The following is a 14082-nucleotide window of genomic DNA, read 5'->3' as shown; positions in this document are numbered from 1 at the left end:
GAGTCTAGATGAAACAATATTGGCTGATGAAATCCGAACCCGATGACGTGAGCATAGACGACCTGATGGCCGCGCCGCAGCACACCATGCCGTGGTTTGGCGTGCGCAACTACCAGGCGCGCAACTTCATGCGCGACGGCATGCAGGTGGGCGATGGCGTGTTGTTTTATCACTCCAGTTGCCCGCAGCCAGGCGTGGCGGGCGTCGCCGAAGTGGCCAGCGGCGCGTATCCCGATCACAGCCAGTTTGAAGAGGATGGCAAATATTTCGATGCCAAGGCCACCTTGGCCCAGCCGCGCTGGATCAGTGTCGACGTGCGGGGCGTGAAGAAGACGGCGCTGCTGCCTCTGTCCGAAATGCGCCAGATGCCGGAACTGGAAGATATGCTGCTGCTCAAGAAGGGCAGCCGCTTGTCGATCACGCCCGTGACGCCGGCGCAATGGAAAGTCATTACCGGCAAGTTGAAGGCCTGATCTACGCCTGCTCCTCGACCCGGTTGCGGCCATTCTGCTTGGCCCGGTACAGGGCCTGGTCGGCGGCGGCCAGCAATTGTTCCGGCGTCTGCCCCTCGCTATTGAGCGCCAGGCCGATGCTGGCCGTGACCAGGCCGCCGCGCGACGGCGCGTGGACGATGGCGGCAGCGGCGATCGCTTCCTGTATCTTGTGCGCCACCGCCAGCGCGCCAGCGCCGTCGGTGGCGGGCAGGATGGCGGCAAACTCCTCGCCGCCGAAGCGGGCCGCCAGGTCGCTGGCGCGCGGCAGCGCGGAATGCAGGGCTGCCGCGATCTGCACCAGGCAGGCGTCGCCATACGGGTGGCCGAAGGTATCGTTGAGGCTTTTGAAGAAATCGATATCGATGATCAGCAGCGCCAGTGGGTGATTGTTGCGCGCGGCGCGCTGCCACTCCAGCTGCAAGGTCTGGTCGAAGCAGCGCCGGTTGGCGATGCCCGTCAAGCCATCCGTCAGCGACAGTTTTTCCAGCTTGTCATGCGCCGCACGTAAAGCCAGTTCGCTTTGCATGTAGCGGCTTTGCAGGGTGGCCGAGCGTAGCGCGTGGAGCAACAGCGCGACGAACAGCGATGCCGCCGCCAGGTAGAAATGCGTGCGCATGACGGCAAAACCCAGGCCCAGCAAGGCGGCCGTAAAGAAGATGGGGCTGAAATTGTCGATCAGCAGGGTCAGCTTTTGCGGGGCCCGCTGCGCCTGTGTACTTTCCATCCCCGCCTGCGCCGCCGGGACACGCGTGGTGAGCAGCACCAGCAGCAGGAACGGCAGGCCCGGCAGCACTTCGCTCCATTGCTCCGTCACGCCGTGCAAGGTCAGATAGTTATACGCGCCCGCGCAGCCCGCATAGCACCATAAAAATACCGTCAGGAGCAGGTAAAAGCGGCCTTGCCCGCCATCGCGGCGGTGCGCCAGCAGGCGCAGCGAGGCGCAGCAGGCCAGGGCCAGATTTTCCACGTTATAGGTCAGCACCAGCAGACTGGCGGGAATCGGCGCGATGGAGCGCTGGTCGAAGGGCGACACGGAAAAGATGGCCAAATAGGCAAGGTAAGTCGCCAGCAACACCTGCACGGCGTCGTGCCATCGCAGGGTGCGCGAGGGATGTTCGTGCGTCACGGACGACATGGCCAGCAGCAGGGGCGCGCCATACATGAAATAGGCAAAATCGGAAAAATACGTGGCGTCGGATGCTACCTGGCCACTCAGGTCTTGCCAGGCCGACAATATCATGCCCGTGCTCCAGAACAGCATGGCCACGGCGAACAGGGCCCAGCCTGTCCTGGCGGCGCCTGCCGCGCTGATGTAGGCACAGCGGCAACAGGCGGCCATCGCCAGCAGGGGCGAGACAATGCTGAATGCATAGCTCACCCAAGGGGCGCGCGTGCCGGCCCAGGCCGTCAAGGCCAGCTGGGCCAGCACGTAGCAGGTGCCCAGCGCGATCCAGCATGTCAGTTTTCGCCCGGCAGGCGGCATGGCAAGGCACTCCCCGGTGGCATCGGTATCGTGGCGTCGTGGCGTGCCGCCAGTATGGCTGCACTGAAAACGATGATACCCAGATGTCAACAGCAAGTCTATTCCACCAAGAAATTTTGCTGTTTTTAGAGAAATGTTGCAGAAGGAGGTGTGGCGCGCCTGCCTGGCGCGCCACCGGGGGAAAGCGGTGTTACGTATTTGCCGGGCGGGCCTTGGTAGGCGGCGTGCCGATCACCTGGCTTTTATGGGCCCACACCAGCAGCGCGATGGCGCCAACGATCATCGGCAGCGACAGCATCTGGCCTGACGTGATCGGCACGCCCAGCCATACGACTTCCCAGTCCGGCGTGCGGAAGTATTCTGTGAAGAAACGCGCGCAGCCGTACAGCAGGGTGAACATGGCACCGACAGCCATGCGCGGGCGCTGCTTGCGGGCATACAGCCACAGGATGATGAAGACCAAAATGCCGTCGACCAGCATCTGGTAGAGCGGCGACGGATGCACGGGGTAGGGGATGCCTGGCCATTGCATGGCCCACGGCAGGCTTTCCGGGGCGATGCGGCCCGGCAGTTCGGCATTGATGAAGTTGCCCAGGCGGCCCGCCGCATAACCGAGCGGTACCAGCGGCGCGATGAAGTCGAGCACGTCGAACAGGTTGCGGCCCGCCTTGCGGCTCCACACGTACATGGCCAGGATGACACCGAGGAAGCCACCATGGAAGGACATGCCGCCATGCCAGACCATGAAGATCTCCAGCGGATTGTGCATGAAGTATTCGGGACGGTAGAACAGCACTTCGCCCAGGCGCCCGCCGATCACCACGCCCAGCATGCCGTAGAACAGCATGTCATCGAGGTCTTCCTTCTTCCAGCCCAGCACGGCGATATGCGGCTGCTTGATGCGCACGCGGCCCAGGATAATGAACAGGGCGAAGGCCAGCACATACATCAGACCGTACCAGTGCACGGCGAGCGGGCCGATTTGTATGGCGATCGGGTCGGGCATCGGGTGTATCAGCATGGGGTTTCTTTCTTTGTTTAAAGCTAAGGTTGCGTAGTATGGGGGCGCTTGCGGTTTTTTGCCTTAGCGGCCACTTAATTTAATCGGCGGTCGCGCTGATCTGCTTGCGCAGCAGCGCCAAAAAGCCTTGCAGTACGGCGGACGGATTGTCGCGGCGCCAGGCCAGGCCCGTTTCCACCAGGGGCGTGGCGTCCTGCAGCGGCCTGTATTCTACGCCGGGGCGCATCAGATTCGATACCGATTGTGGCACAAGCGCGATGCCCATGCCAGCCGAGACGAGGCTGACGATGGTTTGCATCTGGATCGCTTCCTGGCCGATCTGCGGCGTGATGCCGGCCGCGCGGAACACGCCGAGGATCGCGTCATGCAGGGCGGGCGATATCGCGCGCGGGAAGATGATCAAAGGCAGGGCCGGCACGTCGCGCAGGTGCACGGGCCCTGGCACAGTCAGGATGTCGAGGCCGGACGGCGCAGCCAGCACCAGCGGCTCGGCCAGCACTGGCAGATAATCGAGCTCTCCTTTCGCCTTCTCGGGCAGGGGCGGGATCAACAGGCCCGCATCCGTGCGCCCGGCCAGCAATTCATCGAGCTGCAAATCGGAGGTGGCTTCCTGCAGTGCAATCTGCACCTGCGGATAGGCCGTCTGGTAAGCGCGCAGCAAGGGCGGCAGCACGCTGTAGTCGGCCGAGGAGACAAACGCCAGGCTCAAACGCCCCGCCTCGCCCTGCGCGGCCCGCCGTACCAGCGCCGGCAAATCGAGTGCCTGTGCCAGCAGCCGGCGCGCTTCGGGCAGCAGGGCGCTGCCTGCCGGCGTCAGCTGTACCTCGCGGCGCGTGCGCACGAACAGGGGCACACCCAGCAGCTCTTCCAGGGCCATGATGGTTTGCGACAGGGGCGGCTGTGTCATGTGCAGGCGCGCGGCGGCGCGGCCGAAGTGCAATTCCTCGGCGACGGTGACGAAATAGCGCAACTGGCGCAGTTCGAGATTCATATGCGTTTCCATGTGGAATAAGTGCTGTGATATGTAAAAAGACTCACAGACACGTGCATCATATATTTGACAGTGGGGCGCGCGCAAGGCAATCTGACGTACCCCCACTGTACGCAGGGTTTTACTACAGGCCCGCACAGTCAGGCACCAACACTTTTGGAAGGTCCATCATGCCGCAATACCGCTCCCGCACCACCACCCACGGCCGCAACATGGCTGGCGCCCGCGCCCTGTGGCGCGCCACCGGCATGAAGGATGGCGATTTCGACAAGCCGATCATCGCCGTCGTCAACTCGTTCACCCAGTTCGTGCCCGGTCACGTGCATCTGAAAGACCTGGGCCAGATGGTGGCGCGCGAAATCGAGGCGGCAGGCGGCGTGGCCAAGGAGTTCAACACCATCGCCGTCGATGACGGCATCGCCATGGGCCACGGCGGCATGCTGTATTCGCTGCCGTCGCGCGACCTGATCGCTGACTCCGTCGAATACATGGTCAATGCCCACTGCGCCGACGCCATGGTGTGCATCTCGAACTGCGACAAGATCACGCCGGGCATGCTGATGGCCGCCATGCGCATCAATATCCCCGTCGTCTTCATCTCGGGCGGGCCGATGGAAGCGGGCAAGGTCGTCAAGGTAGTCAACGGCACGCAGAAGATCATCAAACTGGACCTGGTCGACGCCATGATCAAGGCGGGCGACAGCAGCGTGTCCGACGCCGACGTGGCGGAAATCGAGCGTTCGGCCTGTCCGACCTGCGGTTCCTGCTCCGGCATGTTTACGGCCAACTCGATGAACTGCCTGACCGAGGCGCTGGGCCTGGCCCTGCCTGGCAACGGCACCATCCTGGCCACGCACTCCGACCGCCAGCAACTGTTCCTGCGCGCGGGACGTCTGATCGTGGACCTGGCCAAGCGCCATTACGAGCAGGACGATTACTCCGTGCTGCCGCGCTCGATCGCCACCAAGGCCGCCTTCGAAAATGCCATGGCGCTCGACGTCTCCATGGGTGGCTCGACCAACACCGTGCTGCATTTGCTGGCCGCCGCGCACGAGGCGGAAGTGGAATTCACGATGGCTGACATCGACCGCATCTCGCGCAAGGTGCCCTGCCTGTGCAAGGTGGCGCCGATGACGGACAAATACCATATCGAAGACGTGCACCGCGCGGGCGGCATCGTGGGCATCCTGGGCGAACTGGCGCGTGCCGGCCTGCTCAACACGACTTTGCCAACCATCCACGCGACTACCCTGGCCGACGCCATCGCGCAAAACGACATCATGTGCACGGATAATCCTGCCGTGCATGAACTGTTCCGCGCCGCCCCGGGCGGCGTGCCGACGCAGACGGCGTTCTCGCAATCGGAGCGCTTCGCCGCCGTCGACACGGATCGTGCCACGGGCTGCATCCGCGACAAGGCCCACGCCTATTCGCAGGATGGCGGCCTGGCGGTCTTGTACGGCAACCTGGCCGAAAAGGGTTGCATTGTCAAGACGGCCGGCGTGGATGAAAGCATTTTGAAATTCTCGGGCAAGGCGCGCGTGTTCGAAAGCCAGGATGCGGCTGTCGCGGCCATCCTGGAAGACACCGTACATGAAGGCGATGTCGTCATCATCCGCTACGAAGGCCCGAAAGGTGGCCCCGGCATGCAGGAAATGCTGTACCCGACCTCGTATATCAAATCGAAGGGGCTGGGCAAGGCATGCGCGCTGTTCACGGACGGGCGCTTCTCGGGCGGTTCTTCTGGCCTGGTGATCGGTCACGCGTCGCCGGAAGCGGCCGAAGGGGGCGCCATCGGCCTGGTGGAAGAGGGCGACTTCATCGACATCGATATCCCCGAGCGCAGCATTAACCTGCGCGTGACGGATGCGCAACTGGCCGCGCGTCGCGCCGCCATGGAAGCGAAGGGGGACGATGCCTGGCTGCCCGTCAACCGCGAACGCTATGTATCGCAGGCGCTGCAGGCCTATGCGGCCCTGACGACATCGGCCGACCGCGGCGCCGTGCGCGATCTGTCGCAGCTGAAGAAACGCTGATTTGTTGTGTAAGTGCGACGGCAGGCCCCATTTGACCGTGCGGGGCCGCTTGTCGTTACATCGCCTTACAAACAACATGGTCAGGCGCGCGCAGATGGGGCAGAATATGAGTGCCTAATCGCTACTACATTGCGTTACTACATTGAAACGCTTGATCTGGGCTCGTGGTGCATCTGCGGAAACACAGTAAAATGCCGCAGGAAGTAACTTTGGAGAAAAGACAATGAAACGTTTTATGTTGGTGAGTGTATTGGCCGTGTCGGCTCTGGCATCGCAAGCAGCGTTGGCCAATCCGGACCTGGCGAAAGCAAAGAACTGCATGGCTTGCCACGCGGTGAGCACGAAACTGGTGGGCCCGGCGTATAAAGACGTGGCGGCCAAGTATGCCGGCCAAAAGGACGCGGAAGCCAAGCTCGTGGCGAAAGTCATGAAGGGCGGTTCCGGCACCTGGGGCGCGATCCCGATGCCAGCCAACCCGCAGGTGAGCGATGCGGAAGCCCACACCCTGGTCAAATGGGTACTGGCACAGAAATAATCTGTGCCGCAGTACCTGCAATTAACGCGCCGGCAATCCCGGCGCGTTTTTTTTGCCCGCTGCCTTTTGCAGATTGCCCATGCCCTGCAATGTCGCCCGCACCGCCTCGTCGAGCGGCGTATGCGGCTCCCGGCCCAGTACGGCCAGCAGCTGCGCATTGTCCATCTGTAGCGGGGTTTGCCATAAATAGCGCATTTCGCGCATTTCACGCAGGGTCGCCACGAACGGTGACGCCAGTGCCACCAGCCACCACGGAAAACGTCGGATGGCCGGTGGCGTACCCGTGGCCTGTTCCAGCACGCGGGCAATCGCCCCCGTCATTTGCCTGCCGTCGTGGTCCCAGTGGCCAGCCATGTGAAAGCGCGCAAACGCGGGCAAGGTGGCGCGCATGGCCAGCAATTGCAGCATCGTGTGCGCCACGTCGGGCAGGTAGGACCACTGATGGCCCACGCCGGGTGCGCCCGGATACAGCACGCTGCGCACGCTCTGGCCCGGCTTGACGAGACCCTGCGAAAACCAGTTATTGCCGGCACGGGGGCCGAAGAAATCGCCCGCCCGCACGATCAGGACCCTGGCGCCCTGCGTGCTTGCCCGCTCCAGGCGCGCTTCCAGTTCCACGCGGATGGCGCCCTTGCGCGTCTGCGGGTGCTGCGGTGCGTCCTCGGCCAGCCTGGGGAAGGCATCGGGGCCAAAGTTGTACACGGTACCAGGCAGCACGATGGTGGCGCCTTCGGCGATGGCGGCCGCGATGGTGTTGTCGAGCATGGGCAGCACCAGCCGGCCCCAGTGGCGGTAGCCGGGCGGGTTGACGGCGTGCACGATGACGGCGCAACCTTTGGCGGCCGCCAGCACGTCCGCGCGCGACAGCGCATCGCCGCGCAGCCATGCAACGCCGTCGCCGCGCGGCGATGGCGTTTCTCCCCGCGTCAAGGCGCGTACCTGCCAGCCCGCCGCCGCTAGCTGGCGCAGCATTTCGCCGCCGATGCCGCCCGTGGCGCCCAGCACCAATACCGCTTTCGTGTTTTTCGTGTTCTCCATCATGGCCTCCCTGTGGTTGATGGAGCCAGTATCTGCCACGCAAGGCTAATTGAGAATTGACGAACATCGATGACAGGCTATACATTTATGTATGACTACCTCCATTGCCTGGGAATACTATCGTTCGCTGCTGGCCGTGCTCAAGCATGGTTCGCTGTCCGGCGCGGCCCGCGCGCTGGGCATCACGCAGCCCACCGTCGGCCGGCATGTCGCCGCGCTGGAGCAGGCGCTGGGCGCGACCCTGTTTACGCGTTCCCAGCAGGGCCTGCTGCCCACGGAAGTGGCGCTGGCGCTGCGCCCCCACGCGGAAACCATGGAGCATACGGCGGCCCTGATGCAGCGCGCCGCCAGCAGTCAAGGGCAGGGCGTGGCTGGCGTCGTGCGCATCGCGGCCAGCGAAGTGGTGGGCGTGCAGGTGCTGCCGGCGATACTGGCCCGCCTGCGTGCGCGCCATCCGGACTTGATTATTGAATTGGTATTGAGTAACAAGGTGCAGGACTTGCTGCGCCGGGAAGCGGATATTGCCGTGCGCATGCTGCGGCCCCGCCAGGAACAGCTGGTGGCGCGCAAGGTGGGCGATATCGAACTGGGCCTGCATGCGCACGCGGACTATCTGGCGCAGCATGGCATGCCTTTGGCACTGGCCGATCTGGCGCGCCATGCCATCATCGGCTATGACGAGGCGAGTCCCTTCGTGCGCAACGCGGGCGCGGCCTTTGATGGATTTACGCGGGAAAACTTTGCCTGGCGCAGCGACAGCGACCTGGCGCAACTGGCCCTGATACGCGCGGGCGCCGGCATCGGCGTATGCCAGGCGGCGCTGGCGGCGCGCGACCCGGCCCTGCGGCGCGTGTTGCCGCAAGCGTTTTCGCTGCCCATGGAAACCTGGGTCACCATGCATGCAGACTTGCGCGGCAGCCTGCGCTGCCGCGCCACCTTCGACGCGCTGGTCGAAGGCTTGCTCGCTTACGTGGCCGAGCAGCCGCCTATTTAATCACTTCCATCTTGGTTTTCTTGCCATCCCGGTAGGTGAACAGGGTCAGCGCGCCATCCTTGATGTCGCCGTTGGCATCGAACGAGATGGGGCCCGTCACGCCCTGGTAGTGCACCTTCGCCAGGAACGGCAGGTAGACGGACGGCTTCGACGATTTCGCGTCGGCCATGGCGGTGGCCATGGTCATCACGGCATCGTAGACGTACGGCGCGTACAGCTGCACTTCCATATTGTATTTCTGCTTGTAGCGGGCGCGGAAATCGTCCATGCCTTTTTGCTGCGCGCCCGTCACGCCGCCCGCTTCCGCGCAGGTGACCATGTCTTCGCCCACGGCGTCGCCCGCCAGCTTGCCCAGTGGTTCCGTGCACAGGCCGTCGCCGCCCATGAACTTGGCCTTGATGCCCAGCGCCTTCATCTGGCGCAGCATGGGGCCGCCCACGGAATCCATGCCGCCAAAGAAGATCAGGTCGGGATTTTTCGACTTGATGCTGGTCAGGATGGCATTGAAGTCGGTCGCGTTGGCATTCGTAAATTCCTTGCCGACGATTTGCACGCCAGGCGCCGCCTTCTTGGCGCCCTTGACGAACTGTTCCGCCACGCCCTGGCCGTAGGCCGTGCGGTCATCGATGACGGCGATTTTCTTCGCTTGCAGCTTGCCCACGGCATATGCACCCAGGGTACCGCCCAGCTTGTTGTCATTGGCCACCACGCGGAAGGCCGTGTTGAATTTCTGCTGGGTATACGTCGGGTTGGTGGCGGCCGGTGAAATCTGCGGAATGCCGGCATTGAAGTAAATGCGCGAGGCGGGTATCGTCGTGCCCGAGTTCAAATGGCCGACGACGCCGTTGACCTTGGCGTCGACCAGTTTTTGCGCCACGGCCGTGCCCTGTTTGGGATCTGCCGCGTCATCTTCGGGCACCAGCACGAATTTCACGGCTTTGCCGTCGATCTTGAAGCCTTTGGCGTTCAAATCCTCGATGGCCATCTTGGCCGCATTCTCATTATCCTTGCCCAGGTGGGAGCTGGCGCCAGAGACCGGGGCGACGTGGCCTATCTTGATGATTTCCTGCGCGCCCGCATGGCCGGCAAAGGCGAGGGCGATGGCGAAAGGAAGGACTTTGGTCTTGAGCAGCATAAACATTCTCCAATGGATAAAGATACGGCGGCGTCTCGTGAAACCGCTTCGAATGGCGGTACGTGTGAAGTACGTTACAACAAAAAACAGGCCGCGCAAAGCCGCTTTTGGGGCTTTTTGCATTTTGTCGCAACAATCACCAAAGTGAGGCGCGATGCACCGATTTCGCAGGCACGAGCGCACCAAAGAATGGCGTTGGGAGGGGGAAGGGTGTAGAGCGCGAATGCAGTGACGGTCATTTATCCCAAAGGCTTGAATGCCGGGGTCAGACGGGGACGCCGAGTCACGTCGGGTCTGACCCCGGATGTTTGCCGGCGGGTGACATGGTGTCAACGACAGGCGTGTGCTTACTGCGCAGGTGGATGCAAATGCCCCAGCTCATGGCTGACCGCATGCGCCACGATCTGCTCCAGCGATTGCTGCAAGTCTGCGCGCAGGGCGCCGCGCATGCCGATCAGCGCGTTTTGCAGGGCCGTTTGCAGCACGTGGGCGATGCGTTCTTCCAGCAGATGATCGATCTTGCCCTGCACCTGGTGCAGGATGCGCTGGGTCAGCCGCTGTTCGATGGCGTCCCAGTCGGGTTGGGCAATGGCGGGAGCAGGTGCGGCCTCCATCTCGGCAATATCGGCCACTTCGATCATGTCGGTCCTGCCGATGCTCGGCACGGTTTCCGGCTCCGCCGTCGTCTCATGCAAGGCTTCCGGCCCCGACAGTACTTCCGTCAGCAGCGGAATGCCCTGGTCGAATGGCTGTTCGTTCATGCTTTACCCGCCACGAAGTGCGTTGGCTGCACGTTCAGCTTGCGGTAGTGCAAAAAGCGCTGGCGGCCCGCCTGCGCATCTTGCTCCTCCATGGAAACGATCTCGAAGACGCGCTGGAACTGCGCATAGTTGGGCGGCGGCAACTGCGACAGGTTGACGAGGATGTCGTGGTGCGGCAGCTCCGCGGCCGCGTCATCGGTCAGGATGATGGGCGTTTGCGCCGCCAGCGGGTCGCCGGCCAGCACGTGCGGCAGGAAATCCGTGGCTGAAATGGTCCACATGGCCGTGTTCAAGGCGTCGAGCTGGGCGGCATCTTGCGCCAGCACGACGACCTTGTTGCCGGCCATATAGGCCTTGCGCGCCAGGCGGCAGGCGTAGGCCAGCTTGTCCGGCACGTTGCTGTGAAAATCGACGCGGTTCATGGTGCTGCTCATATCACCCTTCAGGCTGCCATGCCGCTGTGGCGCAGCAGCGCGTCGATCGATGGTTCACGGCCACGGAAGGCCGTAAACGATTCCAGCGCGGGGCGCGAGCCACCGACGGACAGGATTTCTTGCAGGTAGCGCTTGCCGGCCGCGGTGGTGGCGGCCTGCCCCAGCGCCTTGGCTTCCTCGAACGCTGCATAGGCGTCGGCGGACAGCACCTCGGCCCATTTGTAGCTGTAGTAGCCGGCCGCGTAGCCGCCGGCAAAGATATGGCCGAAGGCATTCTGGAAGCGGTTGAACGGAGGCGGGATGAGCAGCGAAAACCTGGCGCGCACGCCGTCGATCAGCTGCTGTACGCTCTGGCCCGTGCTGGCATCGTAGTCATAGTGCAAATGCATGTCGAGCAAGGAAAATTCTACCTGGCGCAGGGTTTGCAAGCCGGACTGGAAGTTCTTGGCCGCCAGCATCTTGTCGTACAGCGCGCGCGGCAGCGGCTCGCCCGTGACGGCATGCGCCGTCATGTGTTCGAGCACTTCCCATTCCCAGCAGAAGTTTTCCATGAATTGCGAGGGCAGTTCCACGGCATCCCATTCGACGCCGGAGATGCCCGACACGCCCAGTTCGTCGACCACCGTCAGCATATGGTGCAGGCCGTGGCCGAATTCGTGGAACAGGGTGATCACTTCATCGTGCGTGAACAGGGCAGGCTGGGCTTGGCCGTCGACCACGGCCGGTTCCGTGAAGTTGCAGGTCAGGTAGGCGATCGGGGTTTGCACTTGGCTGGCATCGGCACGGCGACCGCGCGCATCGTCCATCCAGGCGCCGCCGCTCTTGCCCGCGCGCGCATACAGGTCCAGGTAGAACTGGCCGACCAGCTGGCCGTCGCGCTCAATGCGGTAAAAGCGCACGTCCGGGTGCCAGACGGGCGCCGTATCGGGCTTGATCGCGACCGCGAACAGATTCTGGATCTGGCGGAACAGGCCGTCGATCACCTTGTGTTCAGGGAAATACTGTTTTACTTCCTGGGCCGAGAACGCGTAGCGGCGTTCCTGCAGCTTTTCGGAAGCGTATGGCACGTCCCACGCTTGCAGCTCGGCGATGTCCAGTTCTTCCCGCGCGAATTGTTTCAATTCGGCTAGGTCCTTCTCTGCGAACGGGCGCGCGCGTTTGGCCAGGTCTTCCAGGAAAGCGATGACTTGCGCGGGCGAGGTGGCCATTTTGGAGACCAGCGACACTTCGGCAAAATTGCCGTAGCCGAGCAGTTTTGCCTCTTCGTTGCGCAGTCTCAACAAAGTGACGATGTTGTGCGTGTTGTCCCACTCGTCCTTCTTGCTGAAGACCTCGCCCTGGTCCGAGGCCTTGGTGGCGTTGGCACGGTAGATGGTTTCGCGCAGCGCGCGATTGTCGGCAAATTGCAGGATCGGGTAGTAAGAGGGGAAGTGCAGCGAGAATTCATAGCCCGCTTTGCCCGCCTTCTCGGCGGCGGCGCGCGCGGCGGCCTTCACGTCGTCGGGCAAGCCTGCGAGATCCGCTTCATTGTCGACCAGCAACTTGTAGTCATTCGTGGCATCGAGCACGTTTTCGGAAAAACGCGTGGAGACGGCCGCATGTTCTTCCTGGATGGCGCCAAAGCGCTCTTTCTTGTCTTCGGGCAATTCGGCGCCGCCCAGGCGGAAGTCGCGCACGGCATTGTCGACGATGCGCCGGCGCGCCGGCGACAGGCTGGCAAAGCCGGCGCTGGACTGCAGCTGCTTGTATTTGCCGAAGAGGATTTCGTTCTGGCCCAGCTCGGTCCAGAATTCCGTCACCTTGGGCTGGTTGGCATTGTAGGCGGCGCGCAGCTCGGGCGTATCGACCACGCTGTTGAGGTGGTTGACGATGCTCCAGGCGCGGCCCAGAGTTTCGGCGATCTGGTCCTGGGGGGCGACGAAGTTTTCCCAACTCACTTCTTCCATCGGCGCTTCCAGCTGCGCCACGGTGGCGCGCGCCTGGGCCAGCAGGGTATCGATGGCAGGCGTGACATGCTCGTGCGTAATCGCGTCGAAGCGTGGCAGTCCGGAAAAATCAAGCAGGGGATTGGTATTCATCGTCGGTTCCATATTAATAGGGCGGCAACGCCGCCCCGGGGTGATTCTTTAGATGCGCTCGGCAGCCTCTACCGTGTTCATTAATAACATGGTGATCGTCATCGGGCCAACACCACCCGGCACGGGCGTGATGTGGGAGGCGACTTCTTTCACGCCCGCAAAATCCACGTCACCGCACAGCTTGCTGTCATCGTCGCGGTTCATGCCCACATCGATGACGATGGCGCCTGGTTTGACCATGTCGGCTGTCAGGGTGTTGCGGCGGCCGACGGCGGCCACGACGACGTCGGCCTGGCGCGTGTACAGGCCCAGGTCCGGGGTTGCACTATGGCAGATGGTGACGGTAGCGTTCGCTTGCAAGAGCAGCAGGGCCATCGGCTTGCCGACGGTGTTGCTACGGCCGATGACGACGGCGTGCTTGCCGCGCAAGTCCACGCCCGTGCTTTCGATCAATTTCATGCAGCCGTAAGGCGTGCACGGGCGGAAGCCGGGCAAGCCCGTCATCAGTTCGCCGGCGCTCAGGACGGAATAGCCATCCACGTCTTTCGTCGTGGCGATCGCTTCGATGACCTTGTGCGGGTTGATGTGCTTGGGCAAGGGCATTTGCACGAGGATGCCGTGGATGGCCGGGTCGGTATTCAGGCTGGCGATACGTGCCAGCAAGTCCGCTTCGGACAGGTCCGCTTCATATTTTTCCAGCACCGAGTGAAAACCCACGTCGCCGCACGCCTTGACCTTGTTGCGGACATACACCTGGCTGGCCGGGTCTTCGCCGACGAGAATTACGGCCAGGCCGGGCTGGATGCCTTTGGCCGTGAGGGCGGCGGCGCGCGTGGCGATCTCGCTGCGCAGTTTTTGGGAAAGGGCGATTCCGTCGATCAGTTGTGCTGGCATAGTAGGGAGGCTGAGAGCTGGTGGGAGGGAAAAGACAGATTATAAAGCCGGGCGGCGCAAAGGGGCGGTTTTGGCTATGCAAAGGCGTAACAACAGCGGGCCAGAGACGCGAGCTTGAGAAAATGCCGATGGCGGCGTTGCAGCTCCTTGCCGTACCGACGTACTGTCTGCGTCGCTGCGCCTAGCCT

The 14082-nt window shown here is 62.9% G+C and carries 13 protein-coding genes; 4 read left to right on the top strand and 9 right to left on the bottom strand.

What is annotated here, in order from left to right; translation table 11 throughout:
- Positions 1–8: 8 nt before the first annotated feature.
- Positions 9–473, top strand: a complete 465-nt coding sequence (locus CLU92_RS14955) for an EVE domain-containing protein (protein ID WP_101482518.1) — start codon at positions 9–11, stop codon at positions 471–473.
- A 1-nt stretch (position 474) separates the two neighbouring features.
- Here the strand turns inward: CLU92_RS14955 and CLU92_RS14950 are convergent, their stop codons facing one another.
- The 3 genes from CLU92_RS14950 to CLU92_RS14940 all read right to left on the bottom strand — a co-directional run bounded on the left by CLU92_RS14950 (position 475) and on the right by CLU92_RS14940 (position 3989).
- On the bottom strand, positions 475–1977 hold the full coding sequence (locus tag CLU92_RS14950) for a diguanylate cyclase (RefSeq protein ID WP_101482517.1): 1503 nt from the start codon (positions 1975–1977) through the stop codon (positions 475–477).
- A 190-nt stretch (positions 1978–2167) separates the two neighbouring features.
- Positions 2168–2998, bottom strand: a complete 831-nt coding sequence (gene lgt, locus CLU92_RS14945) for a prolipoprotein diacylglyceryl transferase (RefSeq protein WP_101482516.1) — start codon at positions 2996–2998, stop codon at positions 2168–2170.
- A gap of 79 nt (positions 2999–3077) precedes the next feature.
- Positions 3078–3989: a LysR family transcriptional regulator gene (locus tag CLU92_RS14940; protein WP_101482515.1), complete on the bottom strand. Its 912-nt coding sequence runs from the start codon at positions 3987–3989 to the stop codon at positions 3078–3080.
- Positions 3990–4159: 170 nt separating this feature from the next.
- Between CLU92_RS14940 and ilvD the strand changes: the two genes are divergently transcribed.
- Positions 4160–6025 carry a dihydroxy-acid dehydratase gene (ilvD, locus tag CLU92_RS14935; protein ID WP_101482514.1) on the top strand — a complete coding sequence of 622 codons (1866 nt, stop codon included), beginning with the start codon at positions 4160–4162 and terminating at the stop codon, positions 6023–6025.
- A gap of 223 nt (positions 6026–6248) precedes the next feature.
- Positions 6249–6560: a c-type cytochrome gene (locus tag CLU92_RS14930; RefSeq protein WP_086138918.1), complete on the top strand. Its 312-nt coding sequence runs from the start codon at positions 6249–6251 to the stop codon at positions 6558–6560.
- A 21-nt stretch (positions 6561–6581) separates the two neighbouring features.
- Here CLU92_RS14930 and CLU92_RS14925 read toward each other — a convergent pair whose 3' ends face one another.
- Complete coding sequence (locus CLU92_RS14925; protein WP_101484700.1) at positions 6582–7598, bottom strand: NAD-dependent epimerase/dehydratase family protein; 1017 nt, start codon at positions 7596–7598, stop codon at positions 6582–6584.
- 91 nt (positions 7599–7689) lie between these two features.
- Here CLU92_RS14925 and CLU92_RS14920 point away from each other — a divergent pair, with 91 nt between their 5' ends.
- The gene (locus CLU92_RS14920; protein WP_101482513.1) at positions 7690–8592 is read left to right on the top strand and encodes a LysR family transcriptional regulator; all 903 of its coding nucleotides are present in this window, start codon (positions 7690–7692) and stop codon (positions 8590–8592) included.
- Here CLU92_RS14920 and CLU92_RS14915 read toward each other — a convergent pair.
- The 5 genes from CLU92_RS14915 to folD form a co-directional block, all read right to left on the bottom strand.
- Positions 8585–9727 carry a branched-chain amino acid ABC transporter substrate-binding protein gene (locus CLU92_RS14915; RefSeq protein ID WP_101482512.1) on the bottom strand — a complete coding sequence of 381 codons (1143 nt, stop codon included), beginning with the start codon at positions 9725–9727 and terminating at the stop codon, positions 8585–8587. The two genes, CLU92_RS14920 and CLU92_RS14915, sit on opposite strands and share 8 nt — an antisense overlap.
- Positions 9728–10074: 347 nt before the next feature.
- A complete protein-coding gene (locus CLU92_RS14910) occupies positions 10075–10488 on the bottom strand; it encodes a hypothetical protein (RefSeq protein WP_101482511.1) in 414 nt (137 codons plus the stop codon).
- Positions 10485–10910: a DNA polymerase III subunit chi gene (locus CLU92_RS14905; protein ID WP_101484699.1), complete on the bottom strand. Its 426-nt coding sequence runs from the start codon at positions 10908–10910 to the stop codon at positions 10485–10487. Before CLU92_RS14905 ends, CLU92_RS14910 begins: the two co-directional genes overlap by 4 nt.
- Positions 10911–10930: 20 nt before the next feature.
- Positions 10931–13000, bottom strand: coding sequence for a M3 family metallopeptidase (locus CLU92_RS14900; protein ID WP_101482510.1), 2070 nt, complete (start codon positions 12998–13000; stop codon positions 10931–10933).
- Positions 13001–13048: 48 nt separating this feature from the next.
- Positions 13049–13894, bottom strand: a complete 846-nt coding sequence (folD, locus tag CLU92_RS14895; protein WP_101482509.1) for a bifunctional methylenetetrahydrofolate dehydrogenase/methenyltetrahydrofolate cyclohydrolase FolD — start codon at positions 13892–13894, stop codon at positions 13049–13051.
- Between the last annotated feature and the right edge of the window lie 188 nt (positions 13895–14082).

Source organism: Janthinobacterium sp. 61, from assembly GCF_002846335.1.
GTDB lineage: Bacteria > Pseudomonadota > Gammaproteobacteria > Burkholderiales > Burkholderiaceae_D > Janthinobacterium.
This window is presented reverse-complemented; position numbering and strand designations above follow the sequence as displayed.